The organism is Micromonospora sp. H33, assembly GCF_052068455.1.
GTDB lineage: Bacteria > Actinomycetota > Actinomycetes > Mycobacteriales > Micromonosporaceae > Micromonospora.
Genome location: NZ_JBQHDE010000009.1, coordinates 115764 through 139839 on the forward strand (window position 1 = coordinate 115764; position 24076 = coordinate 139839).

17 protein-coding genes are annotated in these 24076 nt (G+C 71.3%); 8 read left to right on the forward strand and 9 right to left on the reverse strand.

Annotated features, from left to right (window positions below; all coding sequences use genetic code 11):
* Nucleotide 1: 1 nt before the first annotated feature.
* From ACTMS0_RS20245 to ACTMS0_RS20255, 3 genes are read right to left on the reverse strand one after another with little or no spacing between them, the layout of a single operon-like run.
* Entirely contained in the window at nt 2–346 is a 345-nt protein-coding gene (locus tag ACTMS0_RS20245; protein WP_441156792.1) for a TfoX/Sxy family protein, read from the reverse strand.
* Nucleotides 347–358: 12 nt separating this feature from the next.
* Nucleotides 359–1333 (reverse strand): TIGR03086 family metal-binding protein, encoded by a 975-nt coding sequence (locus ACTMS0_RS20250; RefSeq protein WP_441156793.1) that lies wholly within the window; start codon nt 1331–1333, stop codon nt 359–361.
* On the reverse strand, nt 1333–1653 hold the full coding sequence (locus ACTMS0_RS20255; RefSeq protein ID WP_441156794.1) for an ArsR/SmtB family transcription factor: 321 nt from the start codon (nt 1651–1653) through the stop codon (nt 1333–1335). The genes ACTMS0_RS20250 and ACTMS0_RS20255 overlap by 1 nt, the downstream gene beginning before the upstream one ends.
* A 390-nt stretch (nt 1654–2043) precedes the next feature.
* On the opposite strand from ACTMS0_RS20255, the gene ACTMS0_RS20260 reads away from it, so the two are divergent.
* From ACTMS0_RS20260 to ACTMS0_RS20270, 3 genes are all read left to right on the forward strand, one after another.
* Nucleotides 2044–2823, forward strand: coding sequence for a basic amino acid ABC transporter substrate-binding protein (locus ACTMS0_RS20260; protein ID WP_441156795.1), 780 nt, complete (start codon nt 2044–2046; stop codon nt 2821–2823).
* A gap of 67 nt (nt 2824–2890) precedes the next feature.
* Entirely contained in the window at nt 2891–3685 is a 795-nt protein-coding gene (locus ACTMS0_RS20265; RefSeq protein WP_441156796.1) for an amino acid ABC transporter permease, read from the forward strand.
* A 5-nt stretch (nt 3686–3690) separates the two neighbouring features.
* Nucleotides 3691–4530, forward strand: a complete 840-nt coding sequence (locus tag ACTMS0_RS20270; RefSeq protein ID WP_441156797.1) for an amino acid ABC transporter ATP-binding protein — start codon at nt 3691–3693, stop codon at nt 4528–4530.
* Nucleotides 4531–4598: 68 nt separating this feature from the next.
* Here the strand turns inward: ACTMS0_RS20270 and ACTMS0_RS20275 are convergent, their stop codons facing one another.
* Nucleotides 4599–4997 carry an NUDIX hydrolase gene (locus ACTMS0_RS20275; RefSeq protein ID WP_441156798.1) on the reverse strand — a complete coding sequence of 133 codons (399 nt, stop codon included), beginning with the start codon at nt 4995–4997 and terminating at the stop codon, nt 4599–4601.
* A 187-nt stretch (nt 4998–5184) separates the two neighbouring features.
* On the opposite strand from ACTMS0_RS20275, the gene ACTMS0_RS20280 reads away from it, so the two are divergent.
* The 3 genes from ACTMS0_RS20280 (at nt 5185) to ACTMS0_RS20290 (ending at nt 14200) form a co-directional block, all read left to right on the forward strand.
* Nucleotides 5185–11187 carry a DUF4011 domain-containing protein gene (locus ACTMS0_RS20280; RefSeq protein WP_441156799.1) on the forward strand — a complete coding sequence of 2001 codons (6003 nt, stop codon included), beginning with the start codon at nt 5185–5187 and terminating at the stop codon, nt 11185–11187.
* A 141-nt stretch (nt 11188–11328) separates the two neighbouring features.
* Nucleotides 11329–13737: a hypothetical protein gene (locus tag ACTMS0_RS20285; RefSeq protein ID WP_441156800.1), complete on the forward strand. Its 2409-nt coding sequence runs from the start codon at nt 11329–11331 to the stop codon at nt 13735–13737.
* 157 nt (nt 13738–13894) lie between these two features.
* The gene (locus ACTMS0_RS20290; protein ID WP_441156801.1) at nt 13895–14200 is read left to right on the forward strand and encodes a DUF1330 domain-containing protein; all 306 of its coding nucleotides are present in this window, start codon (nt 13895–13897) and stop codon (nt 14198–14200) included.
* 110 nt (nt 14201–14310) lie between these two features.
* Here the strand turns inward: ACTMS0_RS20290 and ACTMS0_RS20295 are convergent, their stop codons facing one another.
* Nucleotides 14311–17061: a M36 family metallopeptidase gene (locus ACTMS0_RS20295; protein WP_441156802.1), complete on the reverse strand. Its 2751-nt coding sequence runs from the start codon at nt 17059–17061 to the stop codon at nt 14311–14313.
* Between the two features lie 367 nt (nt 17062–17428).
* The gene (locus tag ACTMS0_RS20300; protein WP_441156803.1) at nt 17429–18478 is read right to left on the reverse strand and encodes a zinc-dependent alcohol dehydrogenase family protein; all 1050 of its coding nucleotides are present in this window, start codon (nt 18476–18478) and stop codon (nt 17429–17431) included.
* Between the two features lie 104 nt (nt 18479–18582).
* Between ACTMS0_RS20300 and ACTMS0_RS20305 the strand changes: the two genes are divergently transcribed.
* Entirely contained in the window at nt 18583–19032 is a 450-nt protein-coding gene (locus ACTMS0_RS20305) for a VOC family protein (RefSeq protein ID WP_441156804.1), read from the forward strand.
* Nucleotides 19033–19111: 79 nt separating this feature from the next.
* Entirely contained in the window at nt 19112–19498 is a 387-nt protein-coding gene (locus ACTMS0_RS20310; RefSeq protein WP_441156805.1) for a DUF2267 domain-containing protein, read from the forward strand.
* Nucleotides 19499–19635: 137 nt separating this feature from the next.
* Here ACTMS0_RS20310 and ACTMS0_RS20315 read toward each other — a convergent pair whose 3' ends face one another.
* From ACTMS0_RS20315 to ACTMS0_RS20325, 3 genes are all read right to left on the reverse strand, one after another.
* On the reverse strand, nt 19636–21888 hold the full coding sequence (locus ACTMS0_RS20315) for an esterase-like activity of phytase family protein (protein WP_441156806.1): 2253 nt from the start codon (nt 21886–21888) through the stop codon (nt 19636–19638).
* 238 nt (nt 21889–22126) lie between these two features.
* Nucleotides 22127–22462, reverse strand: a complete 336-nt coding sequence (locus ACTMS0_RS20320) for a nucleotide pyrophosphohydrolase (RefSeq protein ID WP_441156807.1) — start codon at nt 22460–22462, stop codon at nt 22127–22129.
* Nucleotides 22463–22656: 194 nt separating this feature from the next.
* A complete protein-coding gene (locus ACTMS0_RS20325) occupies nt 22657–23925 on the reverse strand; it encodes an endonuclease/exonuclease/phosphatase family protein (RefSeq protein ID WP_441156808.1) in 1269 nt (422 codons plus the stop codon).
* Nucleotides 23926–24076 lie beyond the last annotated feature (151 nt).

Sequence of the window (24076 nt, forward strand, 5' to 3'; positions counted from 1 at the left end):
GTTATTTCTTCTTGAGCTTGGGTGGCAGCGTCGCGACGTACGCCTGCGCTTTGTTGACCCACAGGCTCGCCTGTTCGGCGGTGAACGACGATGGCAGGGACAGGTATCCACCCATCGGCCGCTCGGCTGGGCCGAACGGTTCCGCACCCTCGATGGTTGCGAGCTCGGCCAGGTCGTCGGCGGCGAGCTTGACGCCGATCGACGAGCCGAACAGTCCGGCGAACATGTTGCCGTTCAGGAACGCGCCGAGGTTGCCGAACATCGGTTTGACCTCGACCCCCGGTGCCTCGGGGATGAGGGAGCGGAAGAACTGCTTGTCAGCCTCGGTGGGCTTGGGCATCTGCATCGTCGGATCCGATCAGGCAGCGACGGGGCGGCGGCCGGCGTACGCGGCGAGCCGCTCCATCGGGTCGGCATCGGCGGACGGGGTGACCTCGTCGGCGAACGAGGAACCGCGGCCGCCGGGGACGAGCTGCTCGGCGAGCTTGTGGACGTAGGCCACGACCTCGTCACTGACGACCAGGGGAGTGCCGCTGCCCTGGGCCATGTCCCACGCGTGCAACAGGAACTCCACCGGCATGATGCTCGCCGCGAACCTGGCCGGCATCTCGCCGCCGCCGGGGGCGGGGACGGTGCCGTCGAGACCGCGGGCGCGCCATCCCTCGATGGCCTGCGCCGCCATGGTGGCAATCCGGTTCTCCAGCGAACCCGTCTCGGGGTTCACGACCTTGACGCCGGCCAACGCGCCGAAGGCGACCATGGAGCCGAACAGGTGCTCGGCGAGGTCGTGGCAGGTGAATTCGGCGCACGGGGTCTGCTTGGGGCGGTCCTCGGCGGCCAGCTGGCGCAGGACCGTCTGGAGCACGGCCAGGGTGGCGTCGGCGGCGGACAGTTCGTCGAGCCGTTCGGGAGCGGCGGACCACTCGTCGGGGCCGGCGTCCCCGGCGACGGCGGCCTTCTCGAGCCGGCCGAGGTAGTGGTTCCAGCCCTCGGCGTGCATCGCTGCCTGCTCGTCGGTCAGCCCCTCGTGGGTGAGGGTGACCTGCGTGCCGTTGGCGACCGGTTCCAAGGTGATTGAGACGGTCGAGGTGTCGGGGGCAAGGTCCGGGTTGCCTTCCCAACCCCAGCCGAACACGACCCGCTTGCCGGGCTCGACCTCTCGGAAGGTGCCGGCCGCCACGTGGCCGGGGGTGATGGTCCAGCGGTACTCACCGCCCACGCGCAGGTCGACGCGGGCCGACACCGTCTGCCAGCGGCGCAGCCGCTCCGGCTCGGTGATGAGGGCGAATGCGTCGTCGATGTCGACGGGAAGGATGACGGTCTTGGTGAACATCAGCGGTCTCTCTCGGTCCGTTGAGACTTCAGGGCGTGTGCGTCGGTGACCAACTGGTCGAGCTCGGCGGTCCAGAATCGGTCGATCTCGGCCTGCAGCTTGCGGAGTCCCTCCGGAACGACGCGGTAGATGCGCTCCCGGCCGACCTTCTCGGCCTCCACCAGGCCGACCTCCGCCAGCAACAACAGGTGCTGGGAGATCGCCGACCGGGTGACCGTGAACTCCGCCGCGATGCTGCTCACCGTGCGGGGTTGCGACGCGAGCAGCTGCAGGATGCGTCGCCGGGTGGGTTCAGCAGCGGCAGACAACGCGTCGATCACCAGAAACACGTTAGCCATGACTAACGCGTCTGTCAAAGCGCTCACCTGCGCGAACGTCCGGACGTGCCGCCGAAGGTCGTCGCGCACGCCTTCGGATCGGGCGGCCTTCGGCGGCAGCAGGGGTGCCCGGCGAGGTTCCCGCGAACCCGGCTGACCCGGCCTCCCGGCGTCTCCTGTCGTCCGGTTGCGGGCCGAGTATCCGGGTTTACTGACCGTGACGGTTGCAGGCTCGATTCAACCCCCGCTGTGATCTTGGTAAGGCTCCGCCGATCAGGTACCGTCCCTTGTCGCACCGTTTTCGCACAACCCTGGCTGCCCGTCGTACGGGGGCTGAATCGGAGGGGACGCAGCGTGACTTTCCATAGCGCAGTCCGCAAGACAGGACTCATCGTGGCGATCGCCGCCCTCGCCCTGAGCGCCGGATGCGCCAAGAAGGATGAGGGCGAGGTTCAGGCGGGCGGGGTCAAGCTCATCGACAAGGGCAAGCTGACCGTCTGCACCCACCTGCCGTACGCGCCGTTCCAGTCGAAGGACGCCAGCGGCAAGGTGGTCGGGTTCGACGTCGACGTGATGGACCTGGTCGCCAAGGAGCTGGGCGTCGAGCAGACGATCGTCGACACCCCGTTCGAGGGCATCAAGTCCGGCCAGGATCTGAACACGGGCAAGTGCGACGCGGCCGCCGCCGGCATGACGATCACCGAGGAACGGCAGAAGGTGATGAACTTCTCCGATCCGTACTTCGACGCAACGCAGGCGATGCTGGTCAAGACCGGCAAGCCGTACAAGTCGTTCGACGACCTCAAGGGCAAGAAGCTCGGCATCCAGGCGTCGACCACGGGCCGTGACTACGCCAAGAAGTTCGAGCAGGAGAAGGGCCTCCAGCTCGTGGAGTTCGAGGACCTCGCCGCCCTGCAGCAGGCCCTCGCCAACGGCCAGGTCGAGGCCGCCATCAACGACCTGCCGGTCTGGACCGAGTACATCAAGGAGAACCCGGGCGGGTTCGAGGTGACCGCGGAGTTCGACACCGGCGAGCAGTACGGGTTCTCGGTGAAGAAGGACGGCAACCCGGAGCTGCTCAAGAAGATCAACGAGGTGCTGGCCAAGGCCAAGCAGGACGGCACCTACGACAAGATCTACGAGAAGTGGATCGGCAAGCAGCCGGCCAAGTGATCGACACTCGTGGCAGGAGGGCGCGCGCCCGTCGCGCGCCCTCCGCGTGGGCAAGGAGCATCCAACTGTGAAGCTGCGACGCCGCCAGCGAGAGCGGCTGTCCCTCTGGCTCCAGTACCTGGCGTTTGTCGCCGTCATCGCCGTGGTGGTCTACGCCGCCGACTGGGGCAGGCTGCGAGAGGCGTTCTTCCGCGTCGACATCATCGAGTCGATGTTCCCGACGATCATCACCGTCGCGCTGCGCAACACGATCCTCTACACGTTGGGTGCGTTCGCCTTCGGCCTCGTGTTCGGCACCCTTCTCGCGCTGATGCGCCTGTCCCGCGTGGCCCCGTACCGCTGGCTGGCCACGGCGTACATCGAGCTGTTCCGCGGTCTGCCCGCGCTGCTGGTGCTCTTCCTCGTCGGGTACGGCATTCCCATCGCCTTCCCGGAGCGGGAGATCCCGGGCGGCGTGTTCGGCTCGATCGCGATCGGTCTCGGGTTGACCGCCGCCGCGTACATGGCCGAGACCATCCGGGCCGGCATCCAGGCCGTGCCGAAGGGGCAGATGGAGGCGGCGCGCACCCTCGGCATGTCGCACTTCACCGCGATGCGCACCATCGTCATCCCGCAGGCGTTCCGGGTCGTGATCCCGCCGCTGACGAACGAGCTCATCCTGCTCACCAAGGACTCGTCGCTCGCCTACGTGCTCGGCGTGACGGCGTCGACCATCGAGATCACCAAATTCGGTCGGGACACGCTGAACGACCGGGTGAACGCCACCCCGCTGCTGGTGGCCGGCTTCACCTACCTGATCATCACCCTGCCCCTGTCCCAGGTGGTACGACGCCTCGAACTCCGCTACGCCAAGGCTCGGTGATCCACATGACGACTACCCAATCCCGGCCCGCAGTCGAGATCCGCGACCTGCACAAGTCCTTCGGCCCGCTCGAAGTGCTCAAGGGCATCGACTTCGAGGTCGGCCACGGCGAGGTGGTCTGTGTCATCGGGCCGTCCGGCTCCGGCAAGTCGACGCTGCTGCGCTGCGTCAACCTGCTCGAGGAGCCGACCGCCGGCAAGATCTGGGTCAACGGTATCGAGATGACCGACCCGGACGTCGAGATCGACTCGGTCCGCCGCGGCATCGGCATGGTCTTCCAGTCGTTCAACCTGTTCCCGCACCTGACCGTGCTGGACAACCTCACCATCGCCCAGCGCCGGGTGCTCCGGCGCGGCCGCGCCGAGGCCGAGCGGATCGCGCGGGACAACCTGGAGCGGGTCGGCCTGGCCGACAAGGCGAAGGCGTTCCCGGCGCAGCTCTCCGGCGGGCAGCAGCAGCGGGCGGCGATCGCCCGCTCGCTGTCGATGGACCCCAAGCTGATGCTCTTCGACGAGCCGACCTCCGCACTCGATCCGGAACTCGTCGGCGACGTGCTCACCGTCATGCGCAAGCTGGCCGAGGACGGCATGACGATGATGGTGGTCACCCACGAGATGGCGTTCGCCCGGGACGTCGCCGACCGCGTCGTGTTCATGGACGGCGGTGTGGTGGTCGAGCAGGGGCCGCCGCAGGAGGTGCTCGGCGCGCCGCGGCACGAACGGACCCGCTCGTTCCTCTCCCGGGTCCTCGACCCGACCCATGTCGCGCAGCTCGGTCAGCCCGACCAGTCCGCAGAGCCCCAGGAGCCGCCCCGCCTGCCGGCGGACGACCGCCACAACCTGTGACCGCCGAACTTCCCGAGCGAGGCGGGTGGCTACCGTTCAGGGCGGGGCGGGCCGATCGACGGGTCGCGTCAGCGTAGACGGGCCGTCTCCTTCAGGTGGTCGAAGATGAGTTGGTCGACCGGGGAGACGCGCTGGCGGTCGCGGTAGGTGAGCCAGGCGATCTCCTCGATCTCGCTGTCCGGTTCGAGGATGCCCCGGTAGTCGGCGGTGTAGCAGGTCATCCGCACGGTCGTGCCGGCAGCGTGCCCGTGCGCCTGGGCGTGGAACGTCCCCAGGTGTTCGGCGCTCTCGGGGACGATGGCGACGCTCAGTTCTTCACGGATCTCGCGGGTGAGGGTGTCGAGGTCGCTCTCGCCGGGTTCGCGCTTCCCGCCGGGGAGGTAGTAGACGTCCTTGCCGCGGGAGCGGGAACTGAGGATCGCGCCGTTCTCCAACCGGATCCAGGCGACCTTGTCGATGACGGGCATGCTCAGCCGCCGATCGGGTTCAAGCTGCCGTAGACCAGGCGCCGGGGGCTCGGGTGGTGTGTCGTCATGGCGCACATCCTGCCTCAGGCGTACGACAGCCAAGATCGGCGTACGGCCGGGGCCCCGTCCACCGGTCGGATGACCGTTAGGCTGGCCCTTCCTGGCCTCGCCACCTGGAGCAACGCCCATGTCCGACAGCGTCTTCGCGGAGTTCACCGCCGACGACGACCAGCTCGCCGTCGCACTGCTCGTGCAGCCGGCGATCAATGCCGCCCTGGTGCACAACCGGGTGCCGTTGGTCCGCCACCTCACGCTGGTCAACCGCGGTACGGAACCGCTGGCGGACGTGACGCTGACGCTGGAGCTGCTCGGCCCCGACGGCCCGTTGACCGAGCCGTGGACGCGTACCCTCGCCGCGCCGTTGCGGCCCGGGGCGAGCACCGGCTGGGACGACTTCCGGGACGTCACGCCGGATCGCGCGCTGCTGTACCGCACCGACGAGGCGTTCCCGGTCGACTACCGCCTCACCGTCCAGGCACACGAAAAGGCGCTAAGGCTGGTCGCCCCGTCGTCGGTGCTGGCGCACAACGAGTGGTTCAACAGCCCCGCCCTCTACGACAGCCTGGCGGCCTTCGTGCAGCCGAACACGCGGGCGGTGGAGGCGGTCCTGCGGGCGGCGGCGCAGATCCTGCTCGCGCGGACCGGGTCCGGCTCGCTTCAGGGCTACCAGGACGGCTCGGAGCGGGCGGCGCTGATCGCCGGCGCCGTGTACGAGGCGCTGCGCCAGCTCGAGATCACCTACCAGACGCTGCCGGCGTCGTTCGAGAACAGCGGCCAGAAGGTCCGGACGACGGCCGCCGTGCTGCACGGGCGGCTCGGCAACTGCCTCGACCTCTCCGTCACGTACGCGGCGTGCCTGGAGGCGGCCGGGCTGCACCCGCTCGTCTTCATCAGCGAGGGGCACGCCTTCGGCGGCTTCCTGCTGGAGGAGGAGCGGCTCGGCTCCGCCGCCGTGACGGAGACGAACCTGCTGATCTCGATGGTCGACTCGGGCCGGGCGGTGCCGGTCGAGCTGACCCGTATCGGGCCGGGTGCCCAGTCCGCCACCTTTACCGAGGCGGTACGGGTCGGGCTCGGCCACTTCCGCGGCGAGGGCCAGCGCCTGCAGGGCGTCGTCGACGTCCACCTGGCCCACCGCTCCGGCATCCGGCCGCTGCCGTCGACCGACGAGCTGGTCACGCCGGCGCCGGTCGACGCCGAGGCCGCGCCCGACGCCGCCGCGTCCCTCGACCTTCCGCCCGGTGTCGCGGCGGCCAAGCTGCGCCAGCTCGCCGACGAGGGCGACGAGGTGCCGCAGCAGGCCGACGGCTCGCCGGCGCGCATCCAGCAGTGGCGGAAGTCCCTGCTCGACCTGAGCCTGCGCAACCCGCTGCTCAACCTGCCCAAGCGGGGCCGTGGCCTGGACCTGCACGTGCCGGCCGGCGCCCTCGCCCTGCTCGACGACCTCATCCACGAGGGCCGCCAGGTGCAGGTCATCCCGCAGGACGACATCAGCCACGTCCACGAGCTGGCCGGTGCGCGCCGGGCGCAGGACCTCGACGCCGAGATCCTGACCCGCGAGCTGCGGACCGACCGCCGCGTCTACGGCGCCGTCACCGAGGCCCGCTACAAGACCGTCATGCGGGCGTTGCAGCGCGAGGCGCGCACGATGGAGCAGGAGACCGGCAGCAACTACCTCTACCTGACCATCGGCACGCTGGTGCACACCAAGACGACCGGGGGAGAGGCGTACGCCCCGCTGTTCCTCCTGCCGGTGCGCATCGAGGGCGGCACCGGCCGCCGCCCGTACGCGATGGTCATCGACGGCACCGAGGTCGCCAGCCCCAACCACTGCCTGGTCGAGTGGCTGCGGGTCAAGCACGGCGTCCGCATCCCCGAGCTGGAGCAGCCGGTCCTCGACGAGCACGGCATCGACATCGCCAAGACGCTCGCCGCCGTCAACACCGGGCTGGTCGACAACCGGCTGAACTACCGCATCGACGAGACCGCCAGCCTGCGGCTGCTGCAGTTCTCCACCTTTCAGATGTGGCGGGACCTCACCGACCACTGGCCCCGGTTCATGGCGAACCCCGTCGTGCGGCACCTCGTCGAATCCTCGGGCGCCACCTTCGACGACCCGGCCCGCCCCGATGCCGAACTCCTCGTCGACGAGGCGGAACTGCACCTGCCGATCCCCGCCGACGGCTCCCAGATGCAGGCGATCGTGATGGCCGAGCGCGGCCAGTCGTTCGTCCTGGAAGGACCGCCCGGCACCGGCAAGTCGCAGACCATCACCAACATGATCGCCCGGGCGGTCACCGCCGGCCGGTCGGTGCTGTTCGTCGCCGAGAAGCAGGCCGCCCTCGAAGTCGTGAAGCGCCGCCTGAAGCAGATCGGCCTCGGGCCGTTCGCCCTCGACCTGCACGGGCGCAAGCAGTCCCTCAACGCGATCCGCCAACAGCTCCGCGACGCCCTCGACCAGTACGACCATGGCAGCGACGGCACGTGGACGGCCGTCGAGACGGCCTACCGGACGCGCCTCGCGCCGCTGGTGGAGTACCCGACGCAGGTCCATTCCGCCAACCCCGTCGGGATGTCGCTCTGGTCGGCCTACGAGCAGGTCCTCGCGTACGGGGACGGCCCGGTCGCCCCCGTCCCGCTGAGCTACCTGCACGCTCCCGCCGAGGTACGCGCCCACGTCGAGACGACGCTGCGGGAGTTCCCGGCCGCCGCCCGCTCGGCGCGCGTCCGGGCCGCGCACCCGTGGGCGCTCAGCGGGTGCCGTACCCTCGACGGGCTGCACGGTGCCGCCGTCACCGAGATCGCCGAAGAGCTGGAACGACTCCGGGCCGACCTCGCCGCCCACCCCCACCTGGTCGGGCTGCTGCGGACACTGCCCGCCCCGGAGACCGTCAGCGAGCTGCAGGCGGGCGCCTGGCTCGCCGTACGCGGGATGCTGCCGGACCGGGAGACGACCCTGCGCGCCGGCGACCGGCGGTGGGACGAGGCGATGGCCCGGCTCCAGGCGGAGCTGGCGGCCTTCCGTCAGGGCTTCGCCGGTGAGCTCGCCACCTTCCGGCCGGACGTGTTCGCCCGTGCGGAGCTGACCGCCTGGCACGCCGAGGCTCAGGAGGCGGCGGGAAAGCTGTTCGGCAAGCGCAAGCGCCGGCAGGCCGTCGTGGACCGGCTGGCGGTGCACCTGGTCGCCGGCGCGACGCTCGACGTCGACCGGGTGGAGGTGGCCACCGGTCGCCTGGTCGCCGCCCAGGCGCAGGCCGCCGCGCTCCACCAGCAGACGGTGGCGCTGGGCGGGCTGCGGCTGCCGGCGTGGCAGCCGACCGACCCCGACGCGCCGGAGCGGCTGGCCGAGGCGGTCGAGGCGACCCGGGCCGGCCGGACGCTCCTGGCCCGGCACCCGCAGGCCTGGGAGCTGTTCCAGCGCGGAGTCACCGAGGTCGACGCCGCCCTACTCGACCGGGTCGCCTCCCGGTGGCGGGCCTGGCGCGGGGTGCTGCGCTCGGCGACGCCGGAGCTGGCGTTGTGGGCCGGCGGCGCGCACTGGGTGGACGCCTGGCAGCGGGACGGCGCGGCCTGGCTGCACGAGCTGCGGGCGGAGGAGCTGTTCCCGCTGCGCCGGTGGGCGACCGTCCTGACCCACGCCGACGTGCTCACCTCGGCCGGCCTGACCGAGTACCGGGACCAGCTGCTTCGCGCCGAGGTGACCGGGCAGCTCGCCGAGGAGGTCTACCGGCGGGGAGTCGCGGCGGCGTCCCTCGCCGAGCGGGTACGCGCCGGTGGCCTGCAGTACTTCGACCCGGAGCTGCACGACGACGAGATCGCCCAGTTCGAGGCCGCCGCCGGTGAACTGCGGTCCGCGCTGCCGACGCAGTTGCCGTCGGTGCTGGTGCGCCGCCGCCCGTTCAGCCCCACCGACCGGCGCGGCCGCTTCGCCGACTTCGCCGCCGAACTGCGCCGGAAGCGGGGCGGCAGGTCCTTCCGGGAGCTGTTCGAGCAGTACCCGGACGCGGTGCTGGCGTTGACGCCCTGCGTCCTGGTCAGCCCCGCCTCGGCGGCGAACTTCCTGGCCCCCGGCGGTCAGCGGTTCGACCTGGTCATCTTCGACGAGGCGTCGCAGATCCGCGTCGCCGAAGCCATCGGCGCGATGGGTCGGGGCAGCGCCGTGGTGGTCGTCGGCGACTCCCGGCAGATGCCGCCGACCAGCATCATGCAGGCCAGCCACACGACCGACGAGGTCGAGGACGACAACGGCCCGGTGCCGGAGGACCTGGAGAGCATCCTCAGCGAGGCGGTCGAGTCGGGACTGCCGCAGCGGTGGCTGTCGTGGCACTACCGCAGCCACGACGAGTCGCTCATCGCCTTCTCCAACCGCTACTACTACGACAACAAGCTCTCCAGCCTCCCGTCGCCCGGCGCCAGCGGCTCGGCCGGCATCACCTGGCGCCGCGTCGACGGCCAGTACGACCGGGGCGGCTCGCGGACCAACGAGGTCGAGGCGCGGGCGATCCTCGCGGACATCACCCGCCGGCTGCACGACCCGGCCACCGCCGGGCAGTCCATCGGTGTGGTCACCTTCAACATCCAGCAGCGGGACCTCATCCTCAACCTGCTGGAGGACAGCACCGACCCGCTCATCCGGGAGCACCTGTCCGGCGCGGTCGCGGAGCCGATCTTCGTCAAGAACCTGGAGAACGTGCAGGGCGACGAGCGGGACGTCGTCCTGTTCTCCCTGGCCTTCTCCACCAACCCGGAGACCGGCCAGCTCCCGCTGAACTTCGGCCCGCTCAGCCAGGCCGGTGGCGAGCGGCGGCTCAACGTGGCCATCACCCGGGCCCGACGGCAGGTCGTGCTGTACTCGTCCTTCGACCCGTCGGACATCGACCTGTCCCGCACCTCCGCCGTGGGCACCCAGCACCTGCGCGCGTACTGCGAGATGGCCGCCGCCGGCGCCGACCGCCTGGGCGACCTCGCCACCGACCGCACCGAGCGGCGCAGCCGGATCCGCGACGAGGTCGCCGCGGCGCTGCGGGACCGCGGCCACGAGGTCCGCACCTCGCACGGCCTCTCCGACTTCACCGTGGACATCGCCGTACGCGCACCCGGGTCACCGCGGTGGCAGGTGGCCGTCATGCTCGACGGCCCCGACTGGAGCGCCCGCCCCACCGTCGCCGACCGGGACTCGGCGCCCGCGCTGCTCCGCACGATCATGGGCTGGCCGGAGGTGGTGCGGTTCTGGCTGCCGGCGTGGCTCCACGACAGGTCCGCGCTCCTCGACCGGGTCGACGAGGCGATCGCCCGGGCCGAGGCACCCGCGACCGTCGAACCCGAGCCCGAGCCATCGGAGGTCGTCGCGCCGCGCGGCGAGGTCGACCCGCCGCAGCCCCGGGCCGCGGCGGAGGTCGAACTCCCGCAGCCGTATCCCACAGTGGACACCGAGTTGCCGCAGCCGCGCCCCGCGGCGGACGACGAGCCCGGGACCGCCACGACGCCGGCGCCCGTGACCGGGATCGCCGCTCCGTCCGCGCCGCGCCCGGTGGTCGTCGCGCCGGTGACAGCGTCCGACGCCGTCACGGTGAGCCCCTTCGTCCCGTACGTCCCGACACCGCTCGGCGATCAGGCCGACCTCGACCTGCTCGCCACCGACCAGCGGGTGCGCGGGATCATGCGGACCGCACTCCGCGAGATCATCGAGGCGGAGGGGCCGATCGAGCAGCACCGTCTCGCCCGCCTGGCCCTCGCCCGGTTCGGCTTCCTCCGGACGCGCGAGGACCGCCGCACCGCCGTGCTCGCACTCGTCGACTCCCGACGGCTGTACGCCCACCCCACCGTGGGCCGGTACGCCTGGCCCGACGGGACCGACCCGCAGACGTACCGCGCGTACCGGATCATTCAGGCGAGCAACGACCGGGCGTTCGAGGAGGTGCCGCCCGAGGAGGTGGCGAACGCCTTCGTGCACGTGCTGCAGGGCGTACCGGGAATGGACGAGGAGCGGCTGCTGCGCGCCGGGCTGGAGCGCCTCGGCTACCGGCGGCGCACCGACAAGATCGACAAGCTGCTCCGGTACGGCCTGCACGTCGCCCTGACCGGCGGCCGCCTCCGGTACGACGAGGAGGGACGCCTCGCCCTCGGCTGAAGGGCCGTCGGCGCGCTCAGCGCTCTTGCGGCGGACCTTTCACCCGCGACACGGTTCGCGATTGGTGTCCGCTGAGTGACTGCCGGTTGCGGCGTCGTCCGTTAGAGAGGGCATGAGTTGCGGTAGCGCCGGAGGTGGAACGTGGGCGGCTACGTGAACCGGGACGGCGGCGGCTGGACCGAGCTGCGCGTTCACGGAGTGTCCGGAACCCCGCCGGAGCGCATGCTGGCACACCCGCACGTGGTGCGCGTGGCGGGAGACGCCGAAGCGGGCTTCTACCGCCGGCAGTGGGAAGCGAAGCAGACCTCCACCGATACGGCGGACGAGCGCCTCGAGGCGTACTCCTGGGGCGGGTTGACCGCGGGCAGCGGGCAGCGGGCGCTGTGGTTGCTGCTCACACCGTTCCTGCTGGTGAATGTGGCCTTCTTCGCTCTGCCGCCGACGGGCGCCGACGACGGGCGCCGGGGTGCCCGGCGTACGGCGGAGGTGCTGCTGCGGCTGTTCGCGCTGTCGATAACGGTCACCCTCGTCCTGGCCGTCGTCCTGGTCTCCATGGACTTCTTCGGATGGCAGTGTGTGCGCCAAGCGCGCGACTGCACGGACCGGGTCTCGTGGTTGGGCTTCCTCTCCTGGTCGTGGCTCGACCTGCCCGGGCGGCGCATCGCCGTGACCGCCGCGCTGCCACTGGCCGTGGTGGGTTTGCTGTGGTGGCTGGCGAACAAGACCTGGCGGGAGCTGGAAGCAGCGAACGTGCCGCCGGCCGCCTCGGAGGAGCAGGACCGGACGCCCTTGGAGGACCGCCGGATGTGGAACGGCGAGAGCCAGGTGCGCCGGCTACGTGCCGCCCACGTGGCGGCCGGCTTCGCGCTGGTCGGCGTCTTCCTGCTCGCACCCTTCGCCGGTCAGGGCCGGAGCCTTCGCGCAGTGCAGCCGGGGGCGGCCGCTGGGGCCGCGATGGTCCTGTTCGGGCTGGCGCTGGGCCTGCTCGGCCTGACCGCGGTGCTGGTCTGCCTGCGAAACGACCGCCCCTTGCCGGGCAAGGGCGGTGAACACGCTGGCCGGCGGGACCTCTACACGCTCCTGCCGTGGCTGGCCCTGGCCGTGACCGTTCTCGGCGGGGCGGTGGTCTGGCAGCCCGGCGTCAACACACCGGTGCGCGTGCCGGGCGACGCACGTTCGCAGCTGCCGTGGCTCACGGGAGCGGTTCAGGTGCTGGTTGCCGCGCAGCTCGTTCTACTGCTGGCCATGCTGGTCCTCCTGCTGACGCAGAGTGCCCGGACAAGGCGCGCGAGCTCGGCGGCCGAACAGTCACCGGTGTGGTTCGGGCTCGCGGCGCCCGCGCTGATGATGTTCGCTGTGGTGCTCGCCGGCGCCTTCGCCGCCGGCCTGGCCCTGGCGGTGGCCCATGTCGTGGGCAAGCCGGGGCCGACCGATCGGGCCGCCGACACGATCGTCGTCCCGCTGGTGTACTTCTGGGGAGCGGCGATGGCGGTCCCGGTGGCCGCGACGGCGCTACTGCTGGCGGGTGTCGCGCTGTGGCTCGTGCGGCGCGGCACCGACCGGATGCTGTGTGACCACGTTGCCCGCGCCTACCAGCCGGAGAGGGTCGCGGAGGCTCTCCAGGCGCCCGACGTGCCGGAGCACGCGGAGACCCTGCGACGTGCGCGCCAGATCGCCGCCGCCTGGTCCCGCGCAACCATGAGCGACGTGGGTGGACGGGTCAGTGGCGTGTTCGTCGTCCTGCTCGCCGCCCTGACCGCAGGCGGCGTGGTCGGCTATCTCGTCGACCGGAACTGGATCTACGCCGACGCGCGGGCGCGGTTGGCGGTCAACATCGGCGACCTGCTCGTCGGTGGATTCGCGGCCGGCCTCCTCTACGTCGGGCGCCAGGCGTACCGCAACCCGCGGTTCCGCCGGACCGTCGGCGTTCTGTGGGACGTCGGCACGTTCTGGCCGCGCGCCACGCATCCACTCGCGCCCCCCTGCTACGCCGAGCGGGCGGTCCCGGATCTGGTCCGGCGCATCGCGTACCTCGGCTGTACCTGCGGCGGTCAGGTCCTGCTGTCGTGTCATTCCCAGGGCACGGTCATCGGCGCGGCTGTGGTCATGCAACTCACCTATGCGGAGAGCGCACGAGTTGCCCTGCTCACCTACGGCAGCCCGCTGCGTCGGCTCTACGCGCGCTTCTTCCCCGCATACTTCGGACCAACCGCGTTGCGCCGTACCGGCGCCCTCCTGATGGGCCGGCCGTTGGACATCACCGACCGTGCCCGCGCCCGCTGGCCGTGGCGCAACCTCTACCGGCCCAGCGACCCGATCGGCGGGTGGATCCTGAGCGACGTCAGGCCGGTCGGGACAAGCGGCGACCCGGGGGCCACCGAGGGGACCGCGGGCGCCCAGCAGGACGTCGACCGACGAATCATCGACCCGGCGTTCGCCAGGACGGCAGGGGACAGCTGTTATCCGGCCACGCTCGGACACTCCAGCTACGCGGACGACCGGGCATACGCAGAGTGCGTCGAGATCCTCCGCGAGCTACGCCGAAGGTGATCGGTGAAGGCGGGCACATGTCGCCCACGATCGCCACCACCCGAACGAAGGGCGTCGTCCTCCGGGCAACGTCCGGGGGGATAGCCGGCCAAGACCCCTCATCGCTCCACCGCGCGCTAGGCTCCTACGGCTTGGCAGCGAACAGGAGACAGAGACGATGGCGAAGGCGTACTGGATCAACACGTTCCGGTCCATCAACGACGAGAAGAAGCTGGCCGCCTACGTCGAGCTGGCCGGGCCGGCGATGCGCGCCGCGGGCGGCAGGTTCCTGGCGCGCGGACTTCCGGCTCACGCGTTCGAGTCCGGGATCGTGGAGCGCACGACGCTGATCGAGTTCGACAGCGTCGAGGCCGCCGTTGCCGCCTACCGCAGCCCCGCCTACCAGGAGGCGCTGCGGGCGCTCGACGACGGAGCCGAGCGCGACCTGCGCATCATCGAGGCGGTGTCCGAGACGCCCGCCTGAACTCTTCGCCGCTGAGTCCGCACCGGTGGCCGCCTTCGCCGGCGGATGACGGAGGGAGCATCCCCGGGTGGGATGCTCCCTCCGACTCCGACTGCTCGCCTACATCCTGGTCAGCCGGTGAACCTGAAGTAGGCGCGATGCTGGGATCCGTTGTCGAGGGTCAGGACGAACTCGCGGCAGGTGCCGGCCCAGGCCGGGTCGGTCTTCCACGGGTACGTGTAGTGGCCGTTGGCGTTGACGGACAGCTGCGAGCCACCGGGGGTCTGGGCGGCGACCGGCGTGGGCCGGGGGGTGATGCTGCCGTCCGGGTTGACGGTCCGGAGGGTGTCGCAGTCGACCAGGCGGGAGTAGGGGGAGTTGCTGGCGAGGATGTCCAGGCCCCGGTTGGTGCCGAGGTTGAACCTCATCGGGACCGCGTCACCGGCGTCGACGGTGTTCAGGGCGGGCTGTGCCGCCAGGCCGGTGAAGGTGCCGCGGCAGGACGGGTGGGTGTCGAAGGCCTCGGTGTTGTCGTCGCGGTTCGTGGTGCCCTGCACCGCGCTGTAGCCCAGGCCCCGGCGGGCGAAGGAGGCCCAGAGGGTGCAGGCGTTCTCGCCGCCGGTCAGGGCCGCGTCGGCGGCGATGATCGCGTTGCGGCCAGTGACGAAGCCCGGTCCGCAGCCCTGGAACTTCAACCCGTCCATGACCAGCTGCATGGCGAGGTTGTTGCCGCCGGTGTTCCAGGAGCCGTAGACGTTCGGGTTGTACCCGTGCCGGTCGATGAGGTCCCACGTCATGTCCCACAGCACGGCCGCCCAGCCGTGGCCGACGCCGTGCGGCATCGCCAGGGACGTGCCGTTCAGCCAGCCGCCGGTCTTGATGCTGTCGTACGTGAACGGCTGGATCTCCATGTTGCGGGAGTACGGCCGCGGCCGGATGCCGTTGCCGCTCCGGTCGTCCTGGAACAGGACGTACGGGCCCATGCCGCGCCGGCCGTCCGCGCTGTCGAACCTCGGGTCCATGAGCATGGTGATGGCGAAGTAGTCGCTCCAGCCCTCGCCCATCCGCTCGTCGCCGGTCAGGCAGTTGATCGTCGGTCCGCCGGTGAGCCGGTTGGAGATGCCGTGCGCGTACTCGTGGATGACGACGCCGGCGTCGAGGTCACCGTCGCGGATGCCGGGGTGGTTCGGGTGCTTCCGAAGGGTTCCCGTCGCCGTTCCGTCGGCGATGGCGGCCTTGATGGTGGCTCCGTCGGCCTGGGTCACGGCGACCGCCGGGATGGTGACCGGTGCGCCGGCCATCGACCCGGTCAGGACCGGCGCGGCGCCGGCCGCGTTGTGCGCGATCACCACGGCGACGGCCCCGAGCGACTCGGCGACCTGGGCGCGTACCAGGTAGCTGCAGGCGGCGGTGCCGCCGTCGAGCACCGCGATCCAGCCGGTGGCCGGCCGGCCTTCGGGGTACGTCGCGGTCGTGCAGCCGGTACCGCCATACACGAACTGCCCGGACCGCCCGGCGACCGTCGGCGCCGGGGTGAATCGCGACCAGGACGCGTCGAAGGAGCCCGCGCCGTCCACGACGACCTGGTTCTGGCTGCCGAACTGGTTGCCGGGCCACAGGAACATCTGCATCCGGGGAGTGCCCACGCCGTCGACCGCCGGGGTCGAGAAGTTCGCGTTGTTCGTGCCGCCGCCGTCCGCTGCCTCCGCGCGCACGTAGTCCCCGCTCGCGCCACCGCGATCGTAGTTGTTCGCCTGGAAGTTGCCCGACGCCTCGTCGAAGCCGTACCGGTGGGTGACGTCGTGGACGATGTTGTTCCAGTAGAAGAGGTTCGCCGTCGCCGCGTCCCGGTAGTTCTGCGCGTGCTCACCGAGGTCGAGCGGGAAGTTGAAGCTCAGACCGGCCCCGCCGTCCGGGCTGCTGCCGAAGTCCGCCGTGTTGTTGTTGTCCTGGTCCTGGTAGGCGTGGACGTTGTTGCCCTGCGTCGTGGTGTGCTCGGCGCCCGCGGCGGCGTCGGTGTCGTGCCAGCCGTGCGGCGACGCCGTCCCGTCCGCCGGGTTCGTCACCAGGGTGCGCGGCCCGTCGTTCGGGCTCTCGGTCGGGAGGCCGAACACCTGGTAACTCGATCCGTCCTGCACGGGGTTCGGGGAACCGGCCGTACCGGTGACCTGCGAACGGCCGGCCACATGCTGACCCAGGGTGCTGGACAGCTCGGTCACCTCGTCGTGCGTGGTCCAGTCCTCGACGGCGAGCAACTCACCGGTCTGCGCGTCGATCGTCGCGTTCCACAGGTGGGAATCCGTGGAATCGTCGATCACCAACTGCCACGCCAGGCGCAACCCGTCCTCGCTGGGCTGCCACCCCAGCTTCGCCGGTATGGGCTGGTCGGAGATGCCGCTACCGGAGACCACCGTCCGTTGCGCGGGACCGGCGGCACGGCTGAGGACCCGCGGGCTATGCGGAGCCGCCAGTTTCAGTTCCTTCGCCGCCGCCTGCACCGCCTTGACGGCGTCCACCGACACCTTGTCCGGCGCGCCGCCGGACAGCCCGGACACCAACGTGTCGCCCACGAAGATGACACTGCCGTCCCGGGCGACGTTGACCGTGGCCGTGGCCCCGAACACCTCCAGTTGCTTGTACCGCTGGGAGAGGTTCACATGCCTTACGCCGTTGTGAGCGCTGGTGTAGCTGGACGCGACCGCGAGATCGCTCAGGTCCGAGGCGCGGACACCGTGCTGACCCGCGTTCGCCCGTAGGTAAGTCATGGCGATGCTGTCCGGCCGGCCCTCGTTCGGACCGGTCAGGAAGATGGGGTTCGGCTTCGCGGCCTGGCCCTCCTCCGGAGCCGCCCAACCCGGCGTGCCCGCCAAGGTCAGCGACACGACAAGACCGCTGGCAAACAACAACCGGGTGGTGCGCCGAGCACGCGAGATGGGGGGAGATGAAGGCACCGCTGCTCCCTTCGCTGTTCCGACACGGCGCCACGTGGCGCCGAGCCACCACCACCGGAACAGCCCGAGCCGACGTACGCCCCAGCGCGGTGTTGCCGACCGACGCTACGGACCGGGCGGGCACCCGTCATCCAGCACATGTTTAAATATCTCGATTGTTTCTCCGACACGTGTCCGTCCCCGTCGCCGCCGACCACGGCCCCCGCCTACCAGGAGGCGCTGCGGGCACTCGGCGACGGAGCCGACCGCGACCCGCGGGTCAGCGCGGCGGTGTCCGAGACGACGGCGTGACGCGATCTCACCGAGGGTTGATGAGGCACATTCCGCCGGCGGTGGGCCGGTCCATCGTCGCCAGCGCGTCGGGCACCTCGGCGAGGCCGATGGTGCGGGTGATCAGTTCGGCCGGGCGCAGGACGCCAGCGGTGACCAGCCGGAGCAGCTCCGGGTAGGCGTGCGCGGCCATGCCGTGACTGCCCAGCAGCTCCAGCTCGTACGCGATCACCAGCTCCATCGGCAGGGCCGGGCGGCCCTGGGCAACCGGGAGGAGTCCGACCTGCACGTGCCGTCCGCGCCGCCGCAGGCTCTCGATCGAGGCGGTGCAGGTGGCGTGACTGCCCAACGCGTCGAGTGACAGGTGGGCGCCGCCACCGGTCGCCTCCCGTACGGCGGCGGCCACCGCGCCGGGCCCGGTGAGGACACTGCCGTCCAGGCAGACCGTGGCCCCGCAGCTCCGGGCCAGGTCGAGCGCGCCGGGGGCGATGTCGACCGCCACCACCTGCGCGCCGCACGCCGCCGCGATCATCACCGCGGAGAGCCCCACTCCGCCGCAGCCGTGCACCGCCACCCACTCGCCCGCGGCGACCCGCCCCTGGCTGACCACGGCCCGGAACGCCGTGGCGAAGCGGCAGCCGAGCGCCGCCGCGACCGGGTAGTCCAGCTCGTCGGGGAGGCGGACCAGGTTGACGTCGGCGTTCCGCACCGCCACGTACTCCGCGAACGAGCCCCAGTGGGTGAAGCCGGGCTGTGTCTGCCGCTCGCAGACCTGCTGGTCACCCGCCAGACACGCCGGGCAGCGGCCACAGGCGCAGACGAACGGAACGGTGACCCGGTCGCCGGGCCGCCACCGGTGTACGCCGGCGCCGACCGCGGTGACGACACCGGCGTACTCGTGCCCGGGGACGTGCGGCAGCCGGATGTCCGGATCGTGGCCCTGCCAACCGTGCCAGTCGCTGCGGCACAACCCGGTCGCCTCGACGCGGATGACCACGCCCCCGGCCGGCGGCACCGGGTCCGGGACGTCGCGGACCTCGGGCCGGGCACCGAACTCGTCGAAGATCACCGCACGCATGCGCCGCATCCTCACATGTCGGCGACCGGCCGGCCCGCCCACCCCTGGGGTGTGCCGGGGCCGCAAGCGGGTACGCCCGACCGATGGGACCGGGGGAGGGGCGGATGGCGAGCGAGGCGCCGGACTACTTCCAGCCCGAGGGCGGGCTGGTGCTCACACATCTGCTGATCGTGCGGGACGTGGACCGTTCACGGGAGTTCTACCAGCGGGTGCTGGGAGCGACGGTGGTGCGGGAACGCCAGCCGGCGATCCTGCGGTTCCACAACAGCTACATCGTGATCAACGACGAGGGCGGTCCGACCGACGACAAGCCGGACGTACGGGCACAGGCGCCGCCGGACTCGGCCACGTTGAGCAGCGCGATGAACGTCCGCGTCACCGATGTCCGCGCCGTCTACGAGCAGTGGCGGTCGCGGGGTGGGGAGTTCCTGACCGAGCCGAAGGATCACGGTGTCGAGATCCGGTGCTACCTGCGAGATCCGGACGGCTACCTGATCGAGCTCGGTCAGGGCACCGGGATCCTCGCCGAGATGGGCCGGGCCGCCGCCGGCTGACCCTGATCGGGGAACGTGCCCCTGTTTGTGGCCGGTAGCCGGGGGTAGCCACCCCCGGTCCAGACGGAAGGACGGGGGCATGGCTGAGCTGCAGTTCTTCGAAAAGGTGGCCGCACGGGCGGGCGTACCGTCGGACACGGCGCAATCCCTGACCGTGGCCACCCTGCGCACCCTCGCGGAGCGGATCAGCGGCGGCGAGGCGGCGGATCTGGCCGACCACGTCGCGTACGAGCTGCGCGACCTCCTGGTCAAGGGCACGGAGGAGCAGGAGGTCTTCGCGTACGACGAGTTCCTGCGGCGGGTGGGGGAGCGCGCCGGGGTGGATGAGGACCTCGCGGAGCGCGGTGTCGAAGCCGTCCTGAAGACCCTGCACCGTGTGGTCGGGCACGACGAGTTCGAGGACGCGTTGGCGCAGTTGCCGACGGAACTCCAAGCCCTGGCCCAGCCGGTGCCCCGCGAGCCCTGAGCACCGCTGGGTGATCACGCGAATGGTGCCACGCGACGCGACAACCGCGCTGCCCCGCTCGGCAAGCCGACCAGGGCGTCCTTCACCCATGAGTACGACGTGAAGGACGCCCTGACCTCGAACGAGGATTGGTCGGGCTACCGCAGGCCGGGGACGTCGAGGACGATCAGCTCGGTGTCGTCCGCCCGGCCGGGGATCCGGCCGTCGTTACCGGGGAAGTTGTTGTCGTTGGCCACCAGCACCCGGTCGCCGGCCAGCGGCAGCACCGACTCCACGGACTGGAGGGGGAACGAGAAGAGCGGTCCGACGCCGTACTCGCCGGGCCGCGCCGGCGTGGAGACGCCGTCGGGATCGGCGATCCGCATCAGGTCCACCGCGGTACGGCGGGGGAGCGTCCCGCCCGCCGCCGCGGCGTCGAGGTCGGTGACCACCAGGCGCTTCACCTGCGACTGCGGGCCCATCGCGTTGTCCCGCTCGATGAGCAGCAGTCGCCGGCCGTCGAGCAGCGCCGCGTCGCCCACGACGAGGGACGGATCGTCCACCCGGAACGACCAGGTGCGTCCGGTGTACCGGTTGGCGCGTACGTCGAACTCGTACACGACGCGGCGGCGCTGGTCGGGGTCGTCGGTCTTCGCCCCTTCGAGGATCGGGTAGAGCGTCCACCCGTCCCGGCTGGCCGCCATCGCCTCGAAGCCGCGGCTGCCCGGAACGGTCGGCGTCTCGCCGGGCGCCAGGTCCGGTGACTGCGGCGACTTGGCCCCGTCGGGCAGCGGGATCGGCGCCTGGAGCACCTTGCCGGTCCGGTCGGTGCGGATCAGGTACGGGCCGAACTCGTCGCCGATCCACAGGTCGCCGCGGGCATCCCGGGCCAGCGACTCGATGTCGAAGTCGACGCCGGTCAGCAGCCGGTCGGCGGTGTTGTCGTTGACGATCGGGAAGGGCACCTTCCGGTCCGGGTCGCGGAAACTGAGGAAGCCGCGTACGAGCACCTCGCCCGTCCGGTACCGGGGCTCGATGTCGTACGCCCGCAGCAGGAAGTCGGCCGAGTTGTTCTTGGCGCCGAAGCCGTTGTCCGGCATGGCGAGCAGCCGGTTGCCGGAGCGGTCGCCGGCCCGGGCCGGGATGACGGCGGAGAAGCCGGGGATGGGCTGGCCCGGGAACGGCGGCGTGACCCCGTTCACCGGCGTCGGCGCGAGCTGGGTGCCGGAGACCGGGCCCGGCTGGTACGCGGTGGCGGACAGCAGCGCCCGGTCGGTGAGTTCCGGCTCCGGCCGCAGCGCGACGCTCAGCGCGTACACCCGGGTGGTCTGCGCCGGGTTGGCGTTGTCGTCGGAGACGAGGTAGAGCAGCTGCCGCCCGCCGGGCAGCCGGTCACCGAGGGCCATGCCCTCGATGTTGTCCAGCAACGGGTTCGGCTGCGGCTGCTTCGCCGTGGCGCCGGACGGTGGGCAGCCCACGACGTCCACGAGAAGCTGCTTGCCGAGCCAGGCGCGCGGATCGGTCAGCGTGGCCAGGGATTCCACACCGGACAGGTCCGGTATGCCGGTGGCGGAGACCCGGTACACCCGTACGGTGTTGCCGACGCCCGCCGTGAAGCCGCGCTCCAGGGCGAGCAACTGGTCACCGCCCAGCGCCACCAGCTCCACCAGACCCAGCCCGGGGTCCGTGCGGTACGCGTACTGGCTGGTCGGGGTGTAGGCGCCGCCCTCGCGGCCGTCGTACCGGAGGATGCGCTGCAACCCGCGGCCCTGGCTGTCGCGGCCGTCCGCGGACAGCGGCCCCTCCATGCCGGCGTAGAGGGTCCGGTGGTCGGGCGTGGCGGCGAGCGCCTCGAAGGTCTGGTTCACCGCGGCCTGGCCGGCCGGTGCGACCCGGAACCGGGTCGGCACCGCGAACGTGGCCGTCTGCCGTCCGTCGGAGAGTCGGAACCGCCGGATCGACGGCTCGGACTCGGAGCTGGCCAGGATGGTGCCACCGCGCTCGGCGGCCAGGCCTTCGCCGTCGAAGTCGGTCCCGGTGTACGGCGTCCCGTCCGGTCGCTTCAGCACCGTGACGCTGCGTACGCCCACCGAGACGCCGCGCCGGTCCGTGGCCAGGTCCAGGCCGTACACCCGGGCCGGTGTCGTGCCGATGTTGTCCACGAGCGCCAGCGCGCCGGACCGGCCGGTCAGCGCGAGCGCGGACAGGCCGGACACGGCGGTGTCCTGGAACGTCGCCTTGTCGAGGTGATCGGAGAAGCCGAGCAGGGAGGCGTCGGGCCCGCAGGGCGCGCCGCGGTGTGGGCCGTCGTGGCCGGACCGGTCCGCGGCGACCGCCGGGCCCGTCGAGAGAAGCACGATCGCGGTCGCCGCGAACGCGGCGGCCTTCACACGTGTCGAGGAGGTTGTCACGGGTCGATCGAAACCAGCCGCACCCGCGTACGCGCGACGGCGGGCCGAACGGTCCGTGAAGAGAACATGACCAACCCGAGCGCCCCGATCTTGTAGTCGGCGGTCTTCGTCATGCTGGGGTAGCCGCCCTCGTGCCCGATGCCGGAGATCGGAGCGTCACTGAGCTTGCGGCCGTAGGTGTAGCGCCGGGGTCGTAGCTGATCCGGACGCGCATGGCGCGGCGGCTGTCGGCGCGGCCTCACCGCTTGGCGGCGGAGCCCTTCGCCTGCTCGACCGGGTAGCGCGTGGCGGCCTCGTCCAGCTTGGTCAGCGCCGCCTCTACCAGGTCGATGCCGAGGACGTCGGCGAGCCGGCTCAGATAGATCATGACGTCGCCGATCTCCGCGCGGACCCGGGCGCCGGCCTCCGGATCCGCCATGACGCGGCTCGCCTCCTCGGGGGTGAGCCACTGGAACTCGGCGAGCAGCTCACCCACCTCGCCGGCCAGTGCCATGGCCAGGTTCTTCGGGGTGTGGAACGGCTGCCAGTCCCGCTCCTCGGCGAAGGCTCGCACCCGTTCCGTCAGGCCATCCATGCCGGGCAGCCTCCCACACCGCCGCAGCCTGGGGCCCACCTCGGACGCTTTGGAGCTGATGACGTGGACGTATCAGGTGTGCAGAGGGCCTGTCGAGCTGCCCCGTCTGTAGGACCGGAGCGGGCACGACGGCGACCGCCGACGAGGCGTCCCGCACGCGTACGAACGTGTGCGGGACGCCTCGCCGAGCGACGTCAGCGCCCGGGGCGGGTCCGGACGTCGAGCCAGACCAGGCGGTGGTCGGAGCTGGGGAACGGGAACGTGCCGGTGAGCCGCGACAGCGGGTCGCTCGCGACCGGCCAGAACACGCCGCCGTCGCGAACGGTCAGGCCGCGCGAGGGCAGGACGTAGTCGGCGCGCAGGTTGCCCGGTCCGGGCACGTCGGCGAAGTCGGCGGTGTCGTACGCGGGGTTGCTGCGGTGGGCGGTGTTGGCGCCGCCCTGGACGGCGCTGGCCTCGGCGGCGCCGGTGCTCGACGGGGTGACGTCGGCGTTGACGCGGGGGTGGTCCAGGAGCTGCTGGGCGGCTCCCGGGATGCTGTCGCCATCGTACGGGTCGGAGTTCAGGTCGCCGGCGATCACGAACTGCGACCCGGGACGCAGCCCGCCCCGGTGCCCGTCGTCGTCGTAGATGTAGCGGCCCTGGCCGGGGCGGACGTAGTCGGCCCAGAACCGGATCTCGTCGAAGTTGCGCTGCCCGTTGCGGTCCTCCGGCCCGTCGAAGACCGGCGGCGTGGGGTGGCTGACCAGGAAGTGGACGGTACGGTGTCCGATCCGGACCGGCACGTCCCAGTGGCTCTTGGAGGAGAGCGGGAGTGCGGCCAGCTCCTGCGGGGCGTACCAGTCGGCGGGTGCCGGGGTGGCCGGGTCGTCGGGCAGCAGCGCGCCCGGCATGTCCTTCCACCGGAAGTTCTGGAAGGTGCGGATCTGGTCGTGGTCGATCGGGTGGCGGGAGTAGACGACCATGCCGTACTGACCGGGGAAGGCGCCGAAGCCCAGCGCGTCGTCGCCGTATCCGGGCGCTCCGGGCTCGGTGACCACCCGGCCGTCGTTGTTCAGGTCGAAGCCCGAGGCGACGCCGGTGTTGCTCGGCGCGATGAACCGGTACGGGTAGGCGATCGGCGCCGCGCCGTTCTGGCCGACCGACAGGTAGTTGTCCTGGAACAGCCGCGCTGCGGCCGGGTCGTAGTCGAACTCGTTGATCAGCAGCACGTCCGGTCGGGTGCGTTGGACGATCTCCGCGATGGTGCGGGCCTGCGCGTTGCCGGGCGTGGACAGGTCGGTCCGCAGCGCTCCCGTGGCCCCCCGGTTGAGCGAGGCGTTGAACGTCGCGAACCGTACGTCGGTGGTGTTCCCCGCAGCGGCCGGCGCCGCCGCTCCGGACAGGGCGGCAAGGGCGGCCACCGTGGCCAGCGCACCACCGCGGACCGCAGCCCGTCGGGTTCGTGTGAAGGCTGACGACATGCTCTCTACCTCCGGGGGTTCTCGTTGTCATCGGACTGTCTACCGATGACTGTGGACCATCCGGTGCCCTCGATGTGAACTGCCGGTTCTTGTCGGTCGACGCCGAGGCTCGTAGTGTCGTGACGCTGTACGGTGGCCGGGATCATTCGCC

What these genes read in the sequence shown, in the direction of transcription:
- ACTMS0_RS20320 (WP_441156807.1), bottom strand. Translation starts at nt 22,462, where the DNA reads ATGGATGGCCTGACGGAACGGGTGCGAGCCTTCGCCGAGGAGCGGGAC.
- ACTMS0_RS20305 (WP_441156804.1), top strand. Translation starts at nt 18,583, where the DNA reads ATGGCGAGCGAGGCGCCGGACTACTTCCAGCCCGAGGGCGGGCTGGTG.
- ACTMS0_RS20280 (WP_441156799.1), top strand. Translation starts at nt 5,185, where the DNA reads ATGTCCGACAGCGTCTTCGCGGAGTTCACCGCCGACGACGACCAGCTC.
- ACTMS0_RS20300 (WP_441156803.1), bottom strand. Translation starts at nt 18,478, where the DNA reads ATGCGTGCGGTGATCTTCGACGAGTTCGGTGCCCGGCCCGAGGTCCGC.
- ACTMS0_RS20290 (WP_441156801.1), top strand. Translation starts at nt 13,895, where the DNA reads ATGGCGAAGGCGTACTGGATCAACACGTTCCGGTCCATCAACGACGAG.
- ACTMS0_RS20270 (WP_441156797.1), top strand. Translation starts at nt 3,691, where the DNA reads ATGACGACTACCCAATCCCGGCCCGCAGTCGAGATCCGCGACCTGCAC.
- ACTMS0_RS20245 (WP_441156792.1), bottom strand. Translation starts at nt 346, where the DNA reads ATGCAGATGCCCAAGCCCACCGAGGCTGACAAGCAGTTCTTCCGCTCC.
- ACTMS0_RS20325 (WP_441156808.1), bottom strand. Translation starts at nt 23,925, where the DNA reads ATGTCGTCAGCCTTCACACGAACCCGACGGGCTGCGGTCCGCGGTGGT.
- ACTMS0_RS20250 (WP_441156793.1), bottom strand. Translation starts at nt 1,333, where the DNA reads ATGTTCACCAAGACCGTCATCCTTCCCGTCGACATCGACGACGCATTC.
- ACTMS0_RS20275 (WP_441156798.1), bottom strand. Translation starts at nt 4,997, where the DNA reads ATGCCCGTCATCGACAAGGTCGCCTGGATCCGGTTGGAGAACGGCGCG.
- ACTMS0_RS20310 (WP_441156805.1), top strand. Translation starts at nt 19,112, where the DNA reads ATGGCTGAGCTGCAGTTCTTCGAAAAGGTGGCCGCACGGGCGGGCGTA.